Origin of the sequence: Mucilaginibacter sabulilitoris (assembly GCF_034262375.1) — a bacterium.
Lineage (GTDB): Bacteria > Bacteroidota > Bacteroidia > Sphingobacteriales > Sphingobacteriaceae > Mucilaginibacter > Mucilaginibacter sabulilitoris.
The window spans coordinates 5,440,329-5,462,300 of record NZ_CP139558.1; the positions used below are offsets into that span (position 1 = coordinate 5,440,329).

Genomic DNA, 21,972 nt, shown 5'->3' on the forward strand with positions numbered 1-21,972 from the left:
AATGTTCACGTTATGTTTGTATTATAAAATCAACTAATAGAATTATTTACCTTAAGACAAATAAAATGACTACAACAGAAAAAACATCCATTACTGTAGAAGCTACCGTTAATGCCCAAGTTGAAAAAGTTTGGAAAACTTGGAGCGATCCTGAACATATTGTTAAATGGTGTAGCCCATCTGACGACTGGCACACCCCCAGGGCAGAAAACGATCTGCGCGAAGGTGGTAAATTCTTGTCGAGAATGGAGGCTAAAGACGGGAGCTTCGGTTTTGATTTCGGAGGTGTGTACGACCGCGTAAAAACCAACGAAGAAATAGCCTATACCATCGGCGATGGACGGAAAGTAGAAATCTGGTTTACTCCGGATGGAGATACCACAAGAGTAAAGGAAACCTTTGAAGCAGAAGATATCAACCCTATTGAAATGCAGCAAGGCGGCTGGCAAGCTATTTTGAACAATTTCAAAAGCTATACCGAATCGTTAAAATAACGGAGCGGTATAGAACATCATCACAAATAAATTAAATGATTATGAATACCCTGGATAAACAATTTAGAGCAATGCTGCAAAAAAGCCCTAATAAGGGAGGCTGGACTTATTTGGTTTGGCCCGGTTCTGTTGAGTTTTTTGGAACAAAGGGTTTAGTGAAAGTAAAAGGCCTGGTTGACGGTCACCCATTTCAAAGCTCATTTATGGCCCTCGGCAACGGTACGCACAAATTACCTATAAAAGCCGATCTGCGTAAGTTGATTTCAAAAGATGTTGGTGATATGGTGACCATAGATTTGCAGGAACGTTTATAACATAAATAAATCCTGCGGAAATTATAAAGCCTTTCAGTATTGCTGAAAGGCTTTTGAATATGAATAAGGTTTTAACCAATGCTGGTTTGCATTAAATTATCGGGTAATTGGCAGGTTCTGCTTCCATCTGCTGAGTAACAAGCGCTTTAATTTCAGGAATAATTGACAGGTCTACTTCGCCATACGCTTTTTTCATTTGATCTAATGTATTCAGCCATCCCTTCACCCGTTCAGGCGTTGGCTTTTCTTTGTTTTTCAACAGCTCTAAAGCTTCCTGGCCAATTAGCGCGGCTGTATACAGCTTTTTAGCATTTTCATTAATATCATTATTTATCAATCCGCTATTGATTAGTGGTTCCAATGCGGTATTATTAGCTTTCCATTTTTCAAGTTGTGCGGCAATCAGTCCGGCATCTGTTTCATTTGGGCTATTCAGGTAATGTTTCACGGTCATTCGAAACTGTCTTTGTATCTCCGAATCAACAAAAACAATATCCGATACATCCGTTAAAGGGGCCGTTTGGTAGGTGGCATTTAATGGCTTTGTCATTCGGGCGAAAAGTTTTTTATAGCCTTTTACCGGGGTTAAAACATCAGTAAGTGTTTTTAGTGGTGTAATATCTCTACCTCTTGTAATACGCCTCAAACCGCGTTCATAACTGCTGATATGTTGCACCCCTATTTCATCTAATTGTGTATTGATCAGAAACAGGCGGCGATACATATCATCAATATCTTTTACCTGTTCAGGCGACCAAAGTCTTTCAGCAATGGCAGCCGCCCTCGGCCATATCCTGGTTTCTATATTGTCTTTATCAACTGCTTCAGCCCATTGAGCAGCTTCACCGCCAATAACTTTTGATGCAAGCGTATCCGAAAGCTTATCAACCAGCAAATCATTCTGGTAATGCGTATAGGCCGGCATAAAAACGTCCAGATAGAAGCCTTTGGAAACAATAACAGGATGCCCGAGTTTGGCGGCAGCATTCATTTTCGAACCGTCTGTCCACACCTGCACGGCTACATCTTTAGGCAGGTTTTCGGATAAAAGCTCCTCCCAGCCTATGGTATGTACGTGATGTTTGGTTAACAGCCGCTGCACCCGGTTTACAAAATATGCTTGTAGCGCATGGGTGTCAGGAATATTGTTTTTTTTCATAAAGGCTGCTATATCAGGATTGTTTTTCCATGATACGCCATTGTTTTCATCAGCGCCAATGTGCATGTAAGGTGAGTCAAAAAGTAAGGACATTTCTCCTAAAAATTTATCCAGAAAAATATAAGTGGACTCTTTAGAAGGATCAAAAGAGGGGGTTGGGCTGGTATTGATCATATTCATAATATCCATTGGCTTGCCTGTAAACGCGAAACGCGGACCTGGCTGATACATTGCGCCCGGAGTACTTGACAGATACGGATACCCTGCCAAAAAACTGGTAGTATGCCCGGGCATATCAAATTCAGGCACTATTATAATACCCCGTTTCTTAGCATAGGTAATCAGTTCCCTGATCTGTGCCTGTGTAAAATATTCGCCATAAGAACCTTTTTTTTGTAGCCCGGGATAAACTTTTGATTCTATCCTGAAACCTTCATCATCAGAAAGGTGCAAGTGCAATATGTTCATTTTTACCGCTGTCATAGCGTCGATGTTCCGTTCAATTACATCAACCGGAATAAAGTGACGAGCCACGTCTATCATCAGGCCGCGCCATACAAAACGAGGACTATCCTGAATATTAACCGCCGGTAAAAAGAAACCCTCCTGATCATGCTGTACCAATTGTAAAAAGGTTTCGAGCCCGTGTAAAGCACCTATGGTTTCAGGAGCTTCCAATACGATGTTTTTGGTGCTTACCGTTAAGGAATATGACTCATCCCTGCCTATTTTCATCCCCTTCTTATGTTTTACATTTATTATAAACAAACTGGTATCGCTTACATCTTTAACCGTTATACGCTGCTGCCCAAAATACAGCGCTGTACGCCTGTTAAGTGTTTGGAACGCACGGTTAACAGCAAAATACAATATACTATCACCTGGGTCAGTTTTTACGGCTATGGTAAAGTTGGCCATTAGCGCGAAACGTCCACTGGTAAAATTTATATGCTGCGGAACCGGTAAAAGGGTGACGGTTTTCATATCCTGTGCATTAATTTTTAAAGCCACAAGCAACAGAAAAAGGGTTTGCAAAATTTTTCTCATGATGATAAGGGTTTAAGATTATTTAATATTTTGATGCCTTTGGCGGTACAAATGCCTCTTAAATAAATGGTAAGGGTATTTGCTACCAGGTCAAAGGGTGAAAGTTCAAACTTGTCATACTGTCCTGTTCGGGTGAGGGAGCGATACAATAATCCCAAAGTCTCCAATACCACGGGCTCGTGGAGTTCCGGATGAAAATAACCCTGGTCTATTCCATCTTTTATAGCGTTTATAATAAACTTGTGATATATTTCCTGATATTTTGAAAGTACATTATCATGAATTTCGGGGTAATAATAATTAAGGTCATGGTAAAATACAGGCGCCGCTTTAAAATCCTCTTCCAGACCTTTAAAAAATATAAAGAACAACCGATTTGCCGGATCCATATCCGACCTTCCAAAATCATTAAACTCCTGGCTCATCCTTCCATAATGTATTACCAGACAAGCCTCTAAAAGCTCTTCCTTGCTATTAAAATGCTTATATACTGTTTTGGTAGATATACCTAATGGCGCAATGATTTGCTGAATGGTCATTTTCCGGATGCCGTTCAGTAAAAATTGCTTAAGGGCGTTTTGAATGATATCTTCTTTAGTCATTTACAAATGGAAAATAAAATTATAAAAATATTTTCCATTTGCAAAATACTTTTGTTCGCCATCATTAGACCCGCCATGATATCGTTCCTTGATGTGAAGCAATAATGAAAATACTTTTCACTTAAAACAAAAGCCTGCAGAAAATACATTCTACAGGCTTTTTACATAAGCGTTTATTTTAATTGGGCTACTTCACCTCATCCAATTGTAAAACCACACTTGAGCGGTGACTATTTACACGCGGGTTTACGCCAACGTTCATTAAGAAATCTCCGGTTAAAACAAGGTCGCTATCCAATGATGATTTTGAACCCGGATAAAGGTTAATTTCCTTAACCTGATATTTCTTCTGCGGATCAAGGCCTTTTAAACGGATAGGCACTTTAGTACCGGCTCCATAACGATTGTTCACCAGATAGTTAAATACAACGCCTTTTGATTTGGCGGCATCGACATACATAATGCTGGCAGCATCATTATCCCACGGGCTTTGCAAACGGTATTGGTCGCCATGCCATATCGCGTCTTTTAACTCGTCATAACTTTTCAGAGCGCCATGTATATAATTCATATCCTGCTCACCCAGTTTGCTTACCACAATGTCAAAACCCAGCTTACCCATCATAGCTACATCAGTACGGAACTTGATTGGTTGCTTACCCCAATCCGTAACATGGTTTGAGCTGGTGATAGCCGGGTAGAAGTAAGAATACTCCCACTGGATAAAAATCCTTTCCAGTGGATCGGTATTATCGCTTGGCCAGTACTCAGTGAAATATTTAAGCGCGCCGTAATCAACCCGGCCTCCACCGCCCGAGCATAGCATTAAAGGAACCTTAGGATACTTTGCCCTTACACGCTCCAGCACTTTATATAAGCCGCGCACATAGTCGGTATATAAATGCGACTGGTCTTTTTTCAGGTAAGCCGAATAAGCATTGTAAATTACCGCGTTGCAATCCCACTTAATATAAGCCAGATCAGGATTTTTGGTGAACAGATCGTCAACCACACCAAATACAAAATCCTGTACTTTTGGATTAGTCAGATCAAGCACTAACTGGTTACGGAAATATTTCTCCGGACGATTAGGTTGTTTAATTACCCAATCCGGATGTTTATGATACAGATCACTGGCCGGATTAATCATTTCAGGCTCAATCCAGATACCGAATTTTACGCCATTTGCCTGTGCCTCTTCAACTAACGAACTGATGCCATTTGGTAGTTTTTGTTTATTTTCCTGCCAATCGCCTAAACCGGCGTTGTCCCCATTACGCGGATATTTGTTGCCAAACCAGCCGTCGTCGAGTAAAAACAAATCAACGCCCAGTTTTTTAGTATCTTTTAATAATTCGGCAAGTTTGCTCTCATTAAAATCAAAATAGGTGGATTCCCAGTTATTTAATAATGTAAGCCTTGAGCCCTCGCCATCCACAATCTTATACTTGCGGGCCCAGCGTTGCAGCTTACGACTGGCATCGCCCTTACCCTGGTTAGAATAGGTGTAAACAAATGCCGGTGTGGTAAAATCCTCGCCGGGTTTTAAATGATACTCTGCAGCAGCATTGTTAATGCCCGGTATTATTCTCAGGTTATCGGAAACATCAAGCTCCAGGTCAATTTTAAAGTTGCCCGACCATTCCAACGCACCTAATAAAACTTTGCCCTCATCTTCGGTAGCCGGTTTATCCATTGATACCATGAACATTGATGGCTCATACAAATTGGCGCGGGTTCCCAGCTTACTGTCGATGGTTTTAATTCCATGCGTTAATTTCGCTTCTTCGGGTTGCATTTCCAGCGCCCAGTTGCCGTGATATTGTTTAAGCCAAAAACCTGCACCTTTCAAGTTTAGGTTTGCCGATGCGAATTTATTGAGTGTTACAATCCCCTTTTCGTTATGCTTGATAACCGACCATTGTTCGGTAACATCCTCTTTAAAATAGGTTTTATAAAACAACTTTACCTCAAAATCATAAACAGGGTCTTTAAGGGTGATTGTTAACAGCGATATATCATCATCAACCTTTGTAACCACATGGCTCACATAAGCCAAACTTAATGATTTATTACCATCTGCATGGGTAACTGTGATGGCGGGCTCGGCCAAATTTGCTGAACCCGACGGCGTATAGGCCGAATTCAGGATGCCCGAATCATCGGCCTGATTATACATCTTCTGAATGTTTTCATACTCTTTGGTGTTGCTCAGTTTTGCACCAAAATAAACCATCTTCAGGTTTTTGCCAGCATCGGTTTGCAGTACCAGCGCATTGTTCTGGGTTTCAACGGGGATGGTTACCGTTTGTGCAAAACTGTTACCTGCGGTAAAGGTGGCGCCAGCCAACAGGCACAAGGGTATTAAATGATTTCGAAACGTTTTTCTCACTTTTATCAGGTTATTATTTAAGGTTACTATATCAGTCTATTATTTTACTTCAAGCTTATACAAAGCGGCATCGGCAGCGCCAATTTTTATATTCATACTGGCCTGGTTACCCTGCAATAATTCACGAACAATATATTTCTTTTGCAGGGAAAGTCCTATCCTTTTTGCGTCAATTGTTAATTGCTTTGGCTCGTTTGAGTAATTAAACACAGCCAGGTAAACCGCGTTGCCAATTTTGCGTGTAAACATTTCAGAAGCGTTTTCGCCGGTGTTACCTTCTACTGGTTCAAATGCTTTACCGTTTTCAATAACTTTAAGCAACTCTTTATTCTGGTACCAGGCCTTTGCCCTAGCACTCCATTGCCCATGTTCAGAAAAATCATCGCCGGTAATAAATGTACCTGTAATAGCTGCAGAGAGCATCCGGGCACGATTGGCGCCTTTACTTTCTGTTGATAATACTACGTGATCGGCATCAACATAATTGTATAAAAAAGTTTGCCACCAGCCATAGCTTATACTGTTGAGGGTATATTGTGTATCTTTTATCGTTTTAAAAGCATCACAGGCAATACGACGAGTGTGTACATACCGGCAGGTAGCCAAGCTTGGCGAAATAGCGGCGTAGATCAGCATCTGATCGCCTAATTTATTGATCAGGTATTCCATACCTTCGCGATAAGCCTGCATACCTGTAGTAACTTTCGGGTCATAAAAATGAGTTGACTCGGCAGTGGCATGCCCTAAAAAGTCAATTTTGATCATTTTAAAGCCGCATTCCCTCAGTTTCCCGATAACAAGGTCGATATGTTGTTTGGTACCCGGGTGTGTCGGATCGATGGCGCGGGCGCCATCTATATCGTGGAAGCCGTTGCCAACCTTTGTCCATAGGTCGCCATAAGTATAATTGCTGCCCTGTACTTTTCTATCCGGACCACCTTTCCATCCCCAATCGGTAAATGGGGCCCAGTAAACGCCTGGCTGCAATCCTTTACTTTTACAGTAATCAGCAAACTGCTTCAATTTACTATAATCACCCTCCAGGCCGCCTTTCAGCATAAAATCCCAGTACGAATCCAGATCAATAAAGGCAGTGTTTCCGGCACGGAAATTTGATAGGCTATCAGCAAAAAAATCAGCAACCTTTGTAGCTTTTTCGTAGTTAAGTTTTTCCTGCATTACGCCCCAGCTGTTCCAGCCTACGGGAGTGGGTTTTGTCCAGTTAAAAACAAAAGGCGGTTCGGCAATACGATTGGCCCTGGCATACTCTTCCAAACCGGTGCGCCAGTCGGCAAAATACCCTACAAATATTTTTGGCGATCTGATAAGGTCACCGCTAATTTCACCATGCGTTATATTGTCGCGGGTAACACTTTCTTCGGTATATCCACTCCAAACGGTTACGGTATTACCACTGTCTGTTTTGGCCGTACTGCGTACACCTGTTTTCCATACTTCGTGCTCCACTGAACCTACGACGAAGCCGTTACGAGTTGTGTTGTCATATACCGCCCCAACCTCCGCGCTCATGTTAATGAACGGTGCGACAAACGGTTTGGCGTTATAGCGGATGAAGGTATCATTATCAAACGGCACAAAAATGCTGCGTGCATCGCCGGTAACAGCAGGAATATTCCCCGAAAATGGCGTTATGGAATTACTTTTTAAGTTTTTACCTGTAGCTTCTATTTGGGTGAGAAAAAATTCCCTGTTTGCATAAGTATAAAACACCTGCTTTACAGTGGTTAAATTTTTACCGGTTAGCGTAATTACATGTTTTGTGCCCCTGCCAAAACCGTCATTTACCAGAGCTTCACTGTATACCCTTGAGGTATAGTCTTTTGACGCAGCGGTTTTATTATTTATTTTAAATGTAGCGGTTACATTGGAATATGCCACGTATTTACCCTGATAAACAGTATATGTTCCGTTCGCCAAGTCGTACAAGATAGAGCTACCTTCGCCATAGGTAATAATAACCTGTTTTGGGGTTGCCGGCAGGTGAGCCGATACCGCAAATGGCAATAATAATAAGGCGATGAACAGCCTGGATGATGTTCTTATAAAATTATTCATTGTTGCGATTAATGGTTGGTCAGGCTTTTTGGGCAGTTACTGTTTTTATTGCCCCGTTCACTTTAACCTTCACACTGTGAGGCGTGGTTGAGATAATTTTATAGCTGGTTACCTTACCATCTTTCCACTTAAAATCAACCGTAAAATTGCCGCGGGCTCTTAAACCCTTAACCTCGCCTGATGCTTTCCAGCAATCCGGAATAGCGGGCAGCAGATTGATATAACCCTCGTGGCTTTGTATCAACATTTCGGCAATACCGGCGGTAGTACCAAAGTTTCCGTCAATCTGGAACGGCGGACCGGCAGACAACAGATTGGCATAAATGCCACCGCCTGAACCGTAATTTATATCAGTACGCAGTGTTGGTTTCATAATTTCGGTAAACAATTTGTAGGCCCTGTTACCATCATGTAGCCGTGCCCAAAACAATTGTTTATAAGCAATTGACCAGCTTGGCCCATCGTCGCCGCGTACATTCAAAGTTTTTTTTGCGGCTTCGGCCAACTCGGGTGTACCTTCTGGAGTAATTTCAGCGGCCGGGTATATACCGTAAAGGTGAGATATATGTCTGTGTTGTGGTTCCGTTTCCTGATAATCTTCCAGCCATTCCTGTATGCGGCCATCTTTGCTGACTACGCCTGCCGGAGGTATTTGTTTCAACCTTACTTTGAGGGTATCACGAAAAGCCGGGTCAATACCTAATGTTTCAGAAGCGGTAATTACATTGGTAAATAACTCCCTCATGATCTGGTTATCTATAGTTGCCCCCATGCAAATGCTGGCGTGCCGACCGCTGCCATCGGGCATCATAAAGCTATTTTCGGGTGATGAAGACGGTGCGGTAACCATCCATCCGGTTTTAGGATCTTTAATGAGGATACTGCTGTAAAATTGCGCCGAACCTTTTAAAATAGGATAAATACTTTTTAAATAAGCCTTATCGTTAGTAAAAGCATAATGATCCCAAATATTACTGCATAACCAACCCGAACCTGCTTTGGTGACACCCCATGAGGCACTTTCACCGGGTTCGGTAAAGCCCCATACGTTGGTAATTACATGAGCCACCCATCCGTCGGCGTTGTAATACGCTTTAGCGGTTTTTTCACCGTTTTTAACAAGACCGCGCACCAACTCAACCAGCGGTAAATTAAGTTCAGAAAGATTAGCTACCTCTACCGGGAAATGGTTCATTTGTACGTTCACATCAAGGTGATAATCACCGTTCCATGGCGTGTGTATCTGATTTGCCCATAATCCTTGCAGGTTTGGCGGCAACAAACCGATGCGGGTACTGCAAATACTCAGATACCTTCCAAACTGAAAAAACAGTACAGGCATATCCTTATGAGTATCGGGTGATTTATGAAAACTTAACAATTGCTGATCGGTAGTTTCAGGATTATCGCCATTTACCCCTAAATTAATATCTACCCGATTAAACAGCTTTTGAAAGTTTGCAATATGCTGTTGCTTTTGCTGTGCATAGGGCCTTTTCATAGCGGCATCAAGATCACGCTGGATACATTGTTTAAAATCGGGCTTTCTGAAATCGGTAGCTGCTGATATATAAATAATAACCTCAGTAGCATTTTTCACAACCAGACTGTTTGATGTAGAACTAATGCTGCCACCTGTTAATTTAGCCCGTACATTGGCCAGGTATTGCATGCCATTTCCATCGGTACCATTATCAAGACGGCCCTGCATTTGCAGTGTATTTCCTGATGTGCTGGTAACAGATCTTTCGGGGCGTGACATATTGATACTAAAATTAAGCTGGCCGGGTTTATCGGCTGTTAACCTAATCATATCCACATCATCACCAAAGCTGGTAAAATACTCGCGTTTATAGGTAACGCCGTTAACCTGGTAGCTGCAATTGGCCATAGCATTACTTAACGAAAGCTCTCTTTGATAATTGGTTGCCTTTGCATCGGCCTGCTTATAGTCAAACTTCAGGTCAAGATCGCCTAAAACCTGGTAGCAACCCCATTGCCTGCCGCCAGAACCCGGGCCTTTACATACAAAGTCCTTATCAATCAGGGCCTGAGCTTCCACATTTTTTCCGGCGAGCAGCAATTCGCGTATTTGCGGCAAGCTTTTATAAGCATCGTAATTGTTGGCATCCTGCGGTGAGCCAGACCACAGGGTAATATCGTTCAGAACAATTTTTTCATCATTCACTCCGCCATCGGGCATCATCCCCAGGCGCCCGTTTCCGAGCGGCAGGGTTTCTTCCCAGGTTGCGGCGGGTTTGTCATAATGCAATCTTAACACCTGCTTTTGGGCAAAACTCCATGTTGATGCAAACAGCAGTACCGTTGTTATAGATGTGAAACGTTTGGTTATCATTAGTTTAATTTATAATTAGGATAATTAGGCTTTTACTGGTATTACGGGGATATTAACGGCGTCTTTGTTCAGCTCCAAAACAATTACCGAACAGTTTTCGTCGGGTAAAGTGGCGGGCAACTCAATCTTATAGTTATCCTTATCCGTTTTAATAATTACAGCACCACCATTCATAAAATAGGCTTTGGTGATTTTAACATTTGCTAAAGCCGGAATACTTAATGTGCCGTCTTTACGCTGAAATATATGCAGATAAACTTTATTGCCTTTGCGGGTTGCACCATAGGTTTCATTAGGAACATAAGGACCACCCTGGGTGCCATATATGCTTTCGCCGTAGAGTTTTAACCAGGCACCCATTTCCTGCAGGCGTTTAACCTGTCTGCCTTCAATATGGCCATCCATTGCTGGCCCTACATTAAACAGCAAATTGCCATTACCCGATGCCGATGTTACCAAAGTTTGAAGACATTGTTTAAGCGATTTCATCGGATCGTTAGGTTTCCATGCCCATTGGTTACAAATAGTAATGCAGCTTTCCCAAGGTTCATTCATGTTTAGCTTGCCAATGGTTTGCTCTGGCGTTAAAAAATCGCCTACCGCATCCCCATCCAATTTATCGTTTACTTTACCAAGCCTGTTATTTACAATAACATTGGCATCAACACTTTTAATAAATTGGTATATTTCTTTGCCGTCGGCGGTTGTCCATGGTTTTTCCCAATAGCCATCAAACCAAAGCATGAAGGGTTTGTATTTGGTTATCACCTCGCGCAATTCATTTTTCATGCGGGTTTTAAAAGCGGTCATGTTGCCTCCTAAGCCTTTGCTTTGTGTAGTGTCATGCGGGTTATGGATAGGATAATCAGGATCATGCCAGTCGAGTACGGTAAAATATATACAAAAGGTTACGTCCTGTTTTTTACAGGCTTCGGCAAGCTCGCCTACTATGTCCCTTTTAAAAGGCGAATTAGCAACATTATAATCAGAATAAGCGGTAGGCCATAGGCAAAAACCATCGTGATGTTTGGCCGTAATTACCAAATACTTCATGCCGGCATCCTTTGCCGTTTTTACCCAGACATCGGCATTAAACAACCGCGGATTAAATTCGTGGTAAAGGCTATCATAGTCGGCCTGTGCAACCTGGTCATTACGGCTCCAGCCAATTTCTGTTCCGCGCTGAGTTACCGGCCCGAAGTGAATAAACATACCAAAGCGCTTATCCATAAACTGATCCATAACCGCTTTAGGTGTTTTTTGCTGGGCAATGGCCGTACAGGTGCTCATTACCAGTGCTATCAGCAACGCCGCCTTTTTCTTCTTCATATTGGGTTTATAATAGTTTACTTGTTGTTCACAAAAAAATGCACAATGCGACAGGCATGCCCCTTGCTTGCGCTGTTTTTTTGTTCGCTTATCCTGATCCGGAGCACATGGCTGCCGTTAGCTAAATTATCCCCCAGTAAATGATAAATAGGCAGGTGCAACCAGCTGCTAAATTCAGTGAACAGATCAAGATCTTTAAATTCGTCTTTGTCAACCGCGTAGGATATGGTACCCGCATCGCCGCCAGCAACTACGGCTATACCAACTGCATTGCCTTTAAACGGCAATGATAACTCAGAACCCGGCTCGGTAGCATTTAACACCGGCACATTCACAAACCCATCGCGGACTTGTAAGCCGTCCGAGGGTTTCCAGTTTGGCGTAATTTGCCATCCCTCACCCGGTTTGGCGTTGGTCAGATCATAATAGCTACCGTTTTCAAAACGGGCCTTATCAATTGGTTTAGGTAAAGTCAGTTTAAATGGCGCTTTGTATGTAGTTTCAACACAAGTCTGCAGCAGGCTTTTAATATTGGCGAAATACAGCTCCTGACCATAATGGGCCGGGTGTATATCTTTAAAATCGTCAGCCCAGCTTAGTTCCTTGTTTTTTATTTTATCATTAACTTCTAAAGCCAGGTTTATATAGGGTAGGTTATAGTGAGCGGCCACCATTTCGTGGTTTACCAGCTCAGGCGATACTTTGCCCTTGCTATAATTTTCTATTTTTTGAGGGTCGACAAATGCCATGAAAACAATGTCGGTATATGGATTAGCATTACGCGCGTGCCGCACAATACCTTCTAATGAGCGCACCTGTGTAGTGCTATCGGTACCCCTGTCGTTCACAGCGGCTTCTACAAATAACAGATCGGTTTTGCCTGAGTCGAGCACGTCTCTTTGTACACGGAAAGCATGAGGTAAACTACCTAACGAAGGAATGCCTGCAGCGATGAAATGAAAATCGGTTTCAGGGTAGGTTTCTTTGAGGTATTTGCAAACCTTATCACGCCAGCCCGGATTAAAGGTAATAGAACCTCCCAAAAAAGAAACCGTAGCTTTTTTCTTAACTGCAGCGGCGTAATAAAAGTTATTAAGCTTACTGCCTGTTTTAATGTAGTTGCTATAAGGCAGCACCTTTTTTACCGGATAAGAATTATTGATAATAAAATCGGCGTAATAATCCGGGCGATCAATCTTAAAATGATGTCCCTGCAATTCCATTGGCCCCTGGGTTATAGGGTTTATACTCATCGGGCCACCTAAGGCCAGGTATTTTTTTTCAAAGGGGTAAGTGTTTTCATCGGGCGGAGCAAGCTTGTCATTTAAGCCAATAGTGTGCAATACCGGTACACGGAATGACGCCAAACCTTCCAAATTATCAATAGGATTATCATTGTAAGCTATGGCCTGATCTTCGGTAAAATGGTAAATCTGTTTTAACTCTTTCCAGGCAGCGGCATCGCCGGGGCCCTTTCCTTTGCCTCCCGGCCAGCTTTTAATGTCGCACACCGGAGTTTCCGCATAAATGCAGCTTACCTTATCCGGGTTACGCTTGGCCCAGCCATAAGCATATAACCCGCCGCGACTTACAGCCTCCAAAGCCACCTTTGGCGCAAAGGCCAGTTTGCCAGTCAGGTAAGTATAAAATTTATCCCAAACCTGCAACGATGCCGGGCTGCCATACTGGTTATCAACATTAACAAAGGCTACATAAAAACCTTTGGTTAGCAATATGCTGTCAATTTCGGTATGCCAATCAGGGAATGAGGCGCGCCAAACCCATGGGTTACCCGGCAGCGGATGCGTGGGTTTTACGTAATAAGCATCGTGGCCATCAATATTCACCTGCACTTTCTCAAAGCCTTTCCACAATGCTACTTTGTTGTCCTGACCTTTTACCTGCAGGCCAGCGCTGATTGCTAATGTTAAGATTAATAGGTGTTTAAATTTTATCATTTTTTATATGGAAATTTTTATCAGTACAAGGCATAGCCCTGTTTGAACATTAAAAAGTTGCAGCATATAATTATTTGACCTCGTTTTATTGGCGTGGTAAATGTATTTGGTAATTACCTTGCAAAAAATGGATAAACCATCGAAACAGATGGACAATCCCTTTAAAAATCAAATAAACTGCCGGTATAAATGGTTAAATAGATGCAGAGAACGTATAAAGCCGGCCCGCTTCTGTTTTAAAGCTATAACCAAAATCATTGCCTGCGTTTGCATTCTTTACTACCTTAACAGTAGTTTTTAATACATTAGGAACACGAAGCTTGCAGTCGCCTCCGGCTAACGATTTTATGGTTAGTTTAACGATCTTACCGTTTTTCCACTGCATGTCGGTAATTTCAAAATCGCCTCTGGCACGCAGGCCCTGTACACTGCCGGTTGCCCATACTTTTGGCAATGCCGGTAATAACTGAATTTCGTCAGTTTGGCTTTGTACCAGCATTTCGGCTACGCCTGCGGCATATCCAAAATTTCCATCAATCTGGAATGGCGGGTGTGCGCAAAATAAATTGGAGTAAAGGCCACCACCTTCATTATAGTCAACCCCGGAGCCGCCAACCAGCGTAATAAAGTTTTTAACGATGGTATGCGCGTGGTCGCCATCCTGCAAACGCGCCCAGAAGTTCATTTTCCAGGCCATTGACCAGCCTGTAGATACATCGCCGCGTGCCAGCAAACTTACTTTAGCGGCTTTAGCCAGGTCGGGGGTTTTAATGGTGCTTATCCTATGACCAGGATGCAAACCAAAAAGGTTTGATGAATGACGGTGCGTATCTTTAGGATCATCGCGGTCTGTTTCCCACTCCTGCAGCTGGCCCCATTTGCCTATTTTGGGTTTTAGTAAATGCTCGCGCATATCGGCAACCCGATCACGATATGCCTTATCAATACCTAAAGCATCGGCAGCCTCCATATAATTGGTGAACAGGTCGTATACAATCTCCTGATCATAAGTCACCCCATCTTCGGTAGGTCCATGCTCTGGCGACCAGCCCAGCGGCGAAACCAGCGTACCATCAGGGCGGCGTTTCAGGTGATCGTCCCAAAACTCTACCACTTCTTTCATTATAGGGTAGCCGAAGTTTTTCAAATATGCTTTATCCTTTGTAAAAGCGTAATGCTCCCAAATCCCCTGCATATACCAGGCACTGCCGGGTGTATTCCACAAAAAGCTGGAACCTCCATAAATGTTGTTTTCGGTTTTAACCGTCCAGCCACGAACGCCGGGATACTGTTTCTTTGTGCTCTCCTTTTTCACCTCACGCATACTGTTAATGTAATCGAGGTAAGGAAAATGGCATTCGGATAAATTTGTTGGCTCGGCCAGCCAGTAATTCATTTGTATGTTGATGTTGGAGTGATAGTCTGATCGCCATGGCGGATTATTGCTGTTGTTCCATAAGCCCTGTAAGTTGGCCGGTAAGCCGCCTTTTCGCGATGAATTGATGAGCAGGTACCTGCCATATTGAAACAGCAAAGCCTCTAACTGCGGATCACCTTCAGTTTTATAATCCAGCAAACGTTTATAGGTAGGCAAAGCGCTTCTCTGAGCCGGTGTATTACCTAAATTCAGGGCAACCCTGCCAAATAGAGACTGATAATCATGAAGATGCGCGGCTAATAATTGCTGATATGTTTTAACTGTAGCAGCAGACAAGGCTTGTTTTACCCTGATATCAGGAGCTCCGTCGCGCCAGTTTTGTTCACGTTTGTTGCTGTAATTTGTAGCTGCATCCAGGTATATGGTAAAGCCATCCGCCTGCTTTATATTTAGCTGTGAGCCACCGTTACCATCCGATTCTACAGCTACTTGTCCTCCTTCTGTTTTTACGGTTACTGCAGCGTTGTAAGCTAAACCATTATCGAGCTTACCGGTAATTTGCAGGGAAGTGCCGTTACCTGACACCACTGCGTTATGCGCATCCTTCAGTTTAATGATGGCTGAATAAGCGCCTTTTTGATCAGCAGTAAAATGCAGTACCATTACCTTATCAGGAAAGCTGCAGAAATACTCACGCTTATAAGTCACACCATTATCGGTATAGTTTATTTGCTGCACAGCTTTGCTGATATCCAGTTGCCTGCGATAATTTGGTGGAACTTTTTGGGTAGAATCCTTACCCTTAAAGTCAATATACAAATCGCCAAAAGCCTGATAGGCGCCGGTTTCGTTTTCATCGCCTGTCCATAAGCTAATTTCGTTAAACTGTATGTGCTCCTGACCCAAACCGCCAAATACCATCCCTCCTATACGACCATTACCCATGGGATAAGCTTCGGTCATCCATGTTTTGGCTGGTTTATCATCCCAAATTGTTAAACTTTTTTGATGTAAGCCTGGGTTTAATTGCTGGGCTGTTACACCTGATGCAAACGCTACTTGCGTAACGAACAGCGAAAAACAGAGTATTTTTCTTACCATTTTAAAAAGGGGAATTTCTATTAAAGATGAAAAATTTGTTTAATTGGTTAAACCGCGATTTTGCCGCAATCACTTCTAAATGATATTTCGACCGCAATTTGCGCTAAAATAAATATTAAATGTAATGCTTACAGTTTTAATTTTACCCATATATTAAGCTAATTTGGCATCGGTACAATTACAGTATTCAGGCAATTGCCAATTAGCTTTATAGCAAGAGCCAAAATGAAGAACAACTACTGCTATTTAATCTTATAACCAAACAATTATTTAGTAATGAAAAACCTCTTCCATGTTTTGCCATATTTGCTTACGGGCAGCGGCTTCTGGTAATGGGATTTGCGCCGGGTTAGTTTCTTTCCACCAACGCTGAGTCGTTGTATCGGCAGCCATTTTGGCCATATCCTTGTTAAAATTATGCCCGGTATATTCAAAATAACTGAACAGGTAATACTTTCCTTCAATTTTTTGAACATAGATAGAATAGTTACGGATATTACACTCCTGAATCTTTCTCAATACTCTGGGCCACACGGCAGCATGCAGCTTTTTATAGTAGGCCATTTTCTCGGGCTTTAATCCGGTCACCATACCATAGCGTTGTACTTTCGCGATATCGGCTGTAGTAGTTTGGGGTAATGTTTTATTTTGCTGAGCATTATTGCAGGCTGCAAAATACATACAGCAAATCATGATAAAAACTGAGGTTAACCCTATCTTATTCATAAAAATCAAATTATCTGAATATGTAAAAGAGCATTGCCATAATAAATACCAGTAACAATGACAGCACTTTATAATTCCCTAAACCATGCCATGCCGCGCCTTGCAATGGTTCCCATGGCGACCGCCAATAAAGCGTTGAGCTCTCTTTAGTATGTTTTACCGGATACGCGTAGGATAATGTTACTTGTATAACCACACATATCACAAACAAATAAAAAGCCATCATCATGAATGGTATTTGTCCGATAGCCGTATCGGGATATAATTTATTCAAGGTAAACACCAGCACACCAATAGCAGAGCCTATCCATAAAGTGTATTTGGCTGATACTGCCGATGCCTTTTCCCAAAAAACACCCAATAAAAATACACAGGTAATGGGTGGAGCAATATGGGCGATAATATCGTTCAGTCCATCAAAAATGCTTCCATACTTATTTAATAACGGCAGCAACGCCAGCGACAATATCAACGATACCCCCGCAGCAATTTTACCAATTTTAACCAAGCTGGCATCTTTAGCTTCGGGGTTGTACCGCTTGTATATATCATAGCTTACTATGGTTGAAATGGAGTTTAACGCGCCGGAGATCTGGCTCATTAAGCCTGATAATAATGCGGCCACCAACACCCCTATTAAACCCTGCGGGATAAGCTGGGTAATCATTAAGGTATAAATACCTTTACTGTCAAAAACCTCCTTACCCCCTACAATACTTTTTAAGGCTGAAATATCCAGGTGACCGCTTTGTGCCAGCGTGTAGGCGAACAAGCCCGGCATTACGAAGATAAAAACAGGTAATATTTTAATAAACCCGCAAAACAGCGGGCCAACCCGGGCATGGTTTTCATCTTTTGCACCCAACACCCGCTGCACAATGGTTTGGTCGGCACACCAGTACCAGATACCTAACACCGGATACCCTAAAAATACTGCATACCAGGGCATGCCACTTGGGTCGCCGTGCGGACGAAGCATCGAGAGCTTATTCATTTCGCCAGTGTGCTTCAAAACGTCAACCATTGGCTCCCAGCCACCCATTTTAGTATAGGCGGCAATGCTCATTATAATAGCGCCACCTAACAGCACTACCGTTTGGATAGATTCGGTCACCACTACCGCCGTTAAGCCGCCAACAACGGTATAAATGGTGGTAATAATGGATATGACAATAACACTTGTGTACATATCAACCCCAAACAAAGTATGCAGCACTACCCCACCTGCCAGCAAAGAGAAAGCGATATGGATAAGTACTGCGGATACTACCGATATAATAGCAAGCCAGTCGCGGCTGGCCCGGTCGTACCTTTTCTCTAAAAAGTCGGGCAGGGTAGCTACGCCTGATTTAATGTAAAACGGCGCGAAGAACAAAGCCAGCAATATTAAGGTAAACGCCGCCATCCATTCAAAATCGCCGTTAAGCAAGCCTTTGTCAAAACCGCTTTGCGCGAGACTAACCAGGTGAACACAGGAAATGTTGGTTGCAAATAATGCCAACCCAATCATAGGCCAGCGCAGCTTTTTACCTGCTAAAAAATACTCGCCGGCCTCGTTATTATTGTTTTTGGTTTTACGCTGATGGCGTATACCCGACCACAACCCAATTACAAAAATAAAGGCGATGTACAAGGCGCTGATAATTAAATCGGGAGTATGTATCATAAATAAATTCTAAATCCTAAACTCTAAATCCTAAATTGGCCCATTTTCACTCACTACTCACTTAAAGCTATCAAATCACAACTGCTTCCCGTTTCCTGAGGTGTGTGATAAACACCATTGCTGATATTAACCGGATGTTTAAAATGCTGTTGCAAATGTGGTATATGTTCCAAAAACAAAGCCTCATGCCCTACCGAAATATGATTGAACAAGACCAGGTGCTGGTGCAGTTGCCCCATATCGCCGACGTGCGGCACAACGGGCACACCAAATTTTTTACACAACAGACTTATGGTAATAAATTCGCTCACCCCGCCAACCCGCACTGCGTCAACCTGAACAAAGGATGCGCAACCGGTTTGCAGATAGTTTTTAAAGATGATTTTATTGGGTACATGTTCGCCCAGCGCCAGTTTTACCGGAGCAATGGCATCGGCCAGGGTTCTGTGAGCAAGCACATCATCAGGGTGCGTTGGCTCTTCTACCCAGTATGGGTTCATGCTCTTAAATTTATTGCAGATCGATATAGCTTGCGGCAGGTTCCATTGCTGGTTAGCATCAAGCATTACCTTTACTTTATCGCCTGCAACCTCCCTTACAATATGGGCGCGGCGTATATCTCTTTCCGGATCAACTGAGCCTACCTTAAGCTTCATTGCTGTAAATCCTTCTGCTAATGCTTTTTTACAGTTTTCGCGAACCTTTTCGTCCGAGTAATTAAACCAACCGATAGAAGTATCATAACCAGGATATCCCGTTTGTAAAACGCCTAACCGCTCACTGCTTGTCAATTGTCCATCGCGCAGCATTTGAATAGCCTGTTCATGGGTAAGCTCATCTTCGAGGTACGATAGGTCTAACGTAGCAACTATTTGCTCGGGCGAAAGATCGTTCAGTAATCTCCACAGTGGCACACCTCTTTTTTTGGCCCAAAGGTCATAACAGGCGTTGGTAACCGAAGCCAGCGCCAGGTGCACCACACCTTTATGCGGCCCCAACCACCTGAATTGCTGATCGTTTGATAGCTGATTGAACAGTTTACCAAAACCGGCCATCATTTCTTCAATATCGTTACCAACCAATTTACTTGCGTAGTAATGCGCGGCCTTGCAAACCAAGTCATTACCTTCGCCAAGGGTGAAGGCAAAACCAGTACCTGTTAACCCGCTGTCGTCAAACAAACGGGTTACCGCGTATGAGTAAATAGGGTCTTTATGTATAGCATCACTGCCAGCACTGCCATCAAGTGCATAGCGCACATCATCAACTTTAATATTTTTTATCATTCTTAAGGCTGCTTTATTTAAATAGATTGGTTTATAACTCTTCTGTAACCCAGCTCGGCCCCGCCGCTTACTGGCAAAATGCAGCCGGTAATAAACCGTGCCTGCTCAGATACCAGGAACAAACAGGCATCGGCCACCACATCGCCTTCGGGGCAATAACCAAGGGCATGTATTTCATTGAGATAATTAGCAATGATTAATGAATCGGGCTGCTGCCGGCTCCAGGCACGCAGCATGGGTGTCCATACCCCCGCCGGTGCGACAGCATTAACCCTGATGCCATAAGGCGCATAATCAAGCGCCATTGATTTGGTTAACGCATTAACAGCGCCTTTGGTAGCGCTGTAAGCCGCATGTATCTGTTGCCCTATTTCGCCTACCAAGCTGCTTGTGTTCAGGATATTTCCACGTGTTTTTTTTAATTCTTCAATACCAAACCTGGTAGTATTATAAATACCTTTCACATTTATATTAAACAGATTATCCCATTCCTCGCCGGTAGTTTCATGCACTGCCTTTGATGGGTTTGATATACCTGCGTTATTATGTATCACATCAATTCTTCCAAAATTGGTGGCTGTTTTTGCAACTGCGCGTTCCATATCAGCGGCAACGGATACGTCGGCCATAATAAAAAGTGTTTCTCCGGACAATTTTTCAGCAGCTTGTTTAATGCTCTCTTCCGAATTGGAGATAATACTGAGTTGGGCTCCTGCTGTCTGGTATACTTTAGCGCACTCAAAACCAATACCTTCTGTACCCCCGGTTAAAAAAATCACTTTATTTTTTAGTAGCATGTTGTTGATAGTTAAAATTTAATACACCGCATCGCGTTAATTGATATTGTGAAAGCACAAGCGGGTACTATGATTTTCTTGACCTGGTTAAAATTGGTTATTACTGAATAATCAAAAGTAATAGCACCTATTGTACATTATAATAGGCAAAACATTTTTTTTAATGGATTATACAATTAAAATCAGCCATCAAAATAGTTTCAGGTAACAAAATAGTGTGATAGGTGTGCAATACGCTTTGATCGATTGTTTTTGCGAATTGTTTTGTCTATAATAGCATAACATATTATTGGTAAAACCTTTTAACAATGTAATATTCAATTGCAAATTCAAATATTACCTGCATGAGCAACACCTTTAAAAGACGAGATGGCTTTATAGGAGAAAAACTTTTTGGCATCCCTCAAAAAATATTAAAGGAGGCTAAGGAGCGCGACCCTGAACTTTTTCCTGTTTACATTACCAACATTGGTTATTTTCCGAAAGCTACATTCCACTACCGCGAACGCAGAAAAGGCTGTGAGGACAATATACTTATTTACTGCCTGCAGGGAAAGGGATATTATATATTGGATAGCAAACGTTACGAGGTACACTCTAACCAGTTTATTATTATACCGGCTACAGACAAATACATTCGTTACTGGGCCGATAAGGATGACCCGTGGACTATTTATTGGGTGCATTACACCGGCGATAATATTCAGGCCTTTAATAAATCGCTTAATTTAAGCCTCATCAAAGGCCCGGTACAAATACCATTTAATGATAAAGCCATTGAAATATGGCAAAATATTTATCAAACCCTTGAAATGGGTTACAGCATTGAGAACCTCTGCAGCGCCAATTTTTGCCTGTACCATTTGATAGCCATATTTCTGTTTCCGCAAAGACATATTCAATATGATAAGGAAGATGATGGCGACATTATTACTAAAACCATCAATAATATGCGCGATAACCTGAGTAAAAAGCTCACGGTTGACGACATGGCAAATAAACACAATTTGTCAGTTTCCCACTTTTCCAACATTTTCAGAAAAGCTACCGGAATGCCACCTATTGATTACTTTATTCACCTGAAAATGCAAAAGGCATGCCAGCTCTTATACACCAATGCCGATAAGATTAAGGAGGTTGCTACAAAACTTGGGTATGACGACCCGTATTATTTTTCGAGGATATTTAAAAAGTATATTGGCACCTCGCCGGAGCAGTACAGGGTTACAGCGAAAAATACAGGATAATATACTTATCAAACGGTCTGCTAACCTGAGCTTATGGAAGGGTT

At 42.5% G+C, this 21,972-nt stretch carries 15 protein-coding genes; 3 read left to right on the forward strand and 12 right to left on the reverse strand.

Annotated elements, in window-relative coordinates; all coding sequences use genetic code 11:
- Window positions 1-65: 65 nt before the first annotated feature.
- Both SNE25_RS23315 and SNE25_RS23320 read left to right on the forward strand, forming a co-directional pair.
- Window positions 66-494, forward strand: coding sequence for an SRPBCC family protein (locus SNE25_RS23315; protein ID WP_321561418.1), 429 nt, complete (start codon window positions 66-68; stop codon window positions 492-494).
- A 41-nt stretch (window positions 495-535) separates the two neighbouring features.
- A complete protein-coding gene (locus SNE25_RS23320) occupies window positions 536-808 on the forward strand; it encodes a DUF1905 domain-containing protein (RefSeq protein ID WP_321561419.1) in 273 nt (90 codons plus the stop codon).
- A 91-nt stretch (window positions 809-899) separates the two neighbouring features.
- On the opposite strand, the gene SNE25_RS23325 is transcribed toward SNE25_RS23320, so the two are convergent.
- The 12 genes from SNE25_RS23325 to SNE25_RS23380 form a co-directional block, all read right to left on the reverse strand.
- Complete coding sequence (locus SNE25_RS23325) at window positions 900-3,014, reverse strand: beta-N-acetylhexosaminidase (protein ID WP_321561420.1); 2,115 nt, start codon at window positions 3,012-3,014, stop codon at window positions 900-902.
- A complete protein-coding gene (locus tag SNE25_RS23330) occupies window positions 3,011-3,616 on the reverse strand; it encodes a TetR/AcrR family transcriptional regulator (RefSeq protein ID WP_321561421.1) in 606 nt (201 codons plus the stop codon). The genes SNE25_RS23325 and SNE25_RS23330 overlap by 4 nt, the downstream gene beginning before the upstream one ends.
- Window positions 3,617-3,803: 187 nt before the next feature.
- Window positions 3,804-6,008, reverse strand: coding sequence for an alpha-galactosidase (locus tag SNE25_RS23335; protein ID WP_321561422.1), 2,205 nt, complete (start codon window positions 6,006-6,008; stop codon window positions 3,804-3,806).
- A 39-nt stretch (window positions 6,009-6,047) separates the two neighbouring features.
- Window positions 6,048-8,084: an alpha-galactosidase gene (locus SNE25_RS23340; protein WP_321561423.1), complete on the reverse strand. Its 2,037-nt coding sequence runs from the start codon at window positions 8,082-8,084 to the stop codon at window positions 6,048-6,050.
- A gap of 19 nt (window positions 8,085-8,103) precedes the next feature.
- Window positions 8,104-10,440 (reverse strand): glycoside hydrolase family 95 protein, encoded by a 2,337-nt coding sequence (locus SNE25_RS23345; RefSeq protein WP_321561424.1) that lies wholly within the window; start codon window positions 10,438-10,440, stop codon window positions 8,104-8,106.
- A gap of 24 nt (window positions 10,441-10,464) precedes the next feature.
- Complete coding sequence (locus tag SNE25_RS23350) at window positions 10,465-11,769, reverse strand: alpha-L-fucosidase (RefSeq protein WP_321561425.1); 1,305 nt, start codon at window positions 11,767-11,769, stop codon at window positions 10,465-10,467.
- Between the two features lie 17 nt (window positions 11,770-11,786).
- Window positions 11,787-13,727 (reverse strand): SGNH/GDSL hydrolase family protein, encoded by a 1,941-nt coding sequence (locus SNE25_RS23355; protein WP_321561426.1) that lies wholly within the window; start codon window positions 13,725-13,727, stop codon window positions 11,787-11,789.
- 193 nt (window positions 13,728-13,920) lie between these two features.
- Window positions 13,921-16,206: a glycoside hydrolase family 95 protein gene (locus SNE25_RS23360; protein WP_321561427.1), complete on the reverse strand. Its 2,286-nt coding sequence runs from the start codon at window positions 16,204-16,206 to the stop codon at window positions 13,921-13,923.
- A 270-nt stretch (window positions 16,207-16,476) separates the two neighbouring features.
- Window positions 16,477-16,932 (reverse strand): L-rhamnose mutarotase, encoded by a 456-nt coding sequence (locus SNE25_RS23365; protein WP_321561428.1) that lies wholly within the window; start codon window positions 16,930-16,932, stop codon window positions 16,477-16,479.
- Between the two features lie 10 nt (window positions 16,933-16,942).
- Window positions 16,943-18,598 (reverse strand): sodium:solute symporter, encoded by a 1,656-nt coding sequence (locus tag SNE25_RS23370; RefSeq protein WP_321561429.1) that lies wholly within the window; start codon window positions 18,596-18,598, stop codon window positions 16,943-16,945.
- Window positions 18,599-18,651: 53 nt separating this feature from the next.
- Window positions 18,652-19,884 (reverse strand): enolase C-terminal domain-like protein, encoded by a 1,233-nt coding sequence (locus SNE25_RS23375; RefSeq protein WP_321561430.1) that lies wholly within the window; start codon window positions 19,882-19,884, stop codon window positions 18,652-18,654.
- A gap of 17 nt (window positions 19,885-19,901) precedes the next feature.
- Window positions 19,902-20,681 carry an SDR family NAD(P)-dependent oxidoreductase gene (locus SNE25_RS23380; RefSeq protein ID WP_321561431.1) on the reverse strand — a complete coding sequence of 260 codons (780 nt, stop codon included), beginning with the start codon at window positions 20,679-20,681 and terminating at the stop codon, window positions 19,902-19,904.
- Window positions 20,682-21,025: 344 nt separating this feature from the next.
- On the opposite strand from SNE25_RS23380, the gene SNE25_RS23385 reads away from it, so the two are divergent.
- Window positions 21,026-21,928, forward strand: a complete 903-nt coding sequence (locus SNE25_RS23385; protein ID WP_321561432.1) for an AraC family transcriptional regulator — start codon at window positions 21,026-21,028, stop codon at window positions 21,926-21,928.
- Window positions 21,929-21,972: the final 44 nt, after the last annotated feature.

What these genes read in the sequence shown, in the direction of transcription:
- SNE25_RS23315 (WP_321561418.1), top strand. Translation starts at nt 66, where the DNA reads ATGACTACAACAGAAAAAACATCCATTACTGTAGAAGCTACCGTTAAT.
- SNE25_RS23320 (WP_321561419.1), top strand. Translation starts at nt 536, where the DNA reads ATGAATACCCTGGATAAACAATTTAGAGCAATGCTGCAAAAAAGCCCT.
- SNE25_RS23325 (WP_321561420.1), bottom strand. Translation starts at nt 3,014, where the DNA reads ATGAGAAAAATTTTGCAAACCCTTTTTCTGTTGCTTGTGGCTTTAAAA.
- SNE25_RS23330 (WP_321561421.1), bottom strand. Translation starts at nt 3,616, where the DNA reads ATGACTAAAGAAGATATCATTCAAAACGCCCTTAAGCAATTTTTACTG.
- SNE25_RS23340 (WP_321561423.1), bottom strand. Translation starts at nt 8,084, where the DNA reads ATGAATAATTTTATAAGAACATCATCCAGGCTGTTCATCGCCTTATTA.
- SNE25_RS23345 (WP_321561424.1), bottom strand. Translation starts at nt 10,440, where the DNA reads ATGATAACCAAACGTTTCACATCTATAACAACGGTACTGCTGTTTGCA.
- SNE25_RS23350 (WP_321561425.1), bottom strand. Translation starts at nt 11,769, where the DNA reads ATGAAGAAGAAAAAGGCGGCGTTGCTGATAGCACTGGTAATGAGCACC.
- SNE25_RS23355 (WP_321561426.1), bottom strand. Translation starts at nt 13,727, where the DNA reads ATGATAAAATTTAAACACCTATTAATCTTAACATTAGCAATCAGCGCT.
- SNE25_RS23360 (WP_321561427.1), bottom strand. Translation starts at nt 16,206, where the DNA reads ATGGTAAGAAAAATACTCTGTTTTTCGCTGTTCGTTACGCAAGTAGCG.
- SNE25_RS23365 (WP_321561428.1), bottom strand. Translation starts at nt 16,932, where the DNA reads ATGAATAAGATAGGGTTAACCTCAGTTTTTATCATGATTTGCTGTATG.
- SNE25_RS23370 (WP_321561429.1), bottom strand. Translation starts at nt 18,598, where the DNA reads ATGATACATACTCCCGATTTAATTATCAGCGCCTTGTACATCGCCTTT.
- SNE25_RS23375 (WP_321561430.1), bottom strand. Translation starts at nt 19,884, where the DNA reads ATGATAAAAAATATTAAAGTTGATGATGTGCGCTATGCACTTGATGGC.
- SNE25_RS23380 (WP_321561431.1), bottom strand. Translation starts at nt 20,681, where the DNA reads ATGCTACTAAAAAATAAAGTGATTTTTTTAACCGGGGGTACAGAAGGT.
- SNE25_RS23385 (WP_321561432.1), top strand. Translation starts at nt 21,026, where the DNA reads ATGAGCAACACCTTTAAAAGACGAGATGGCTTTATAGGAGAAAAACTT.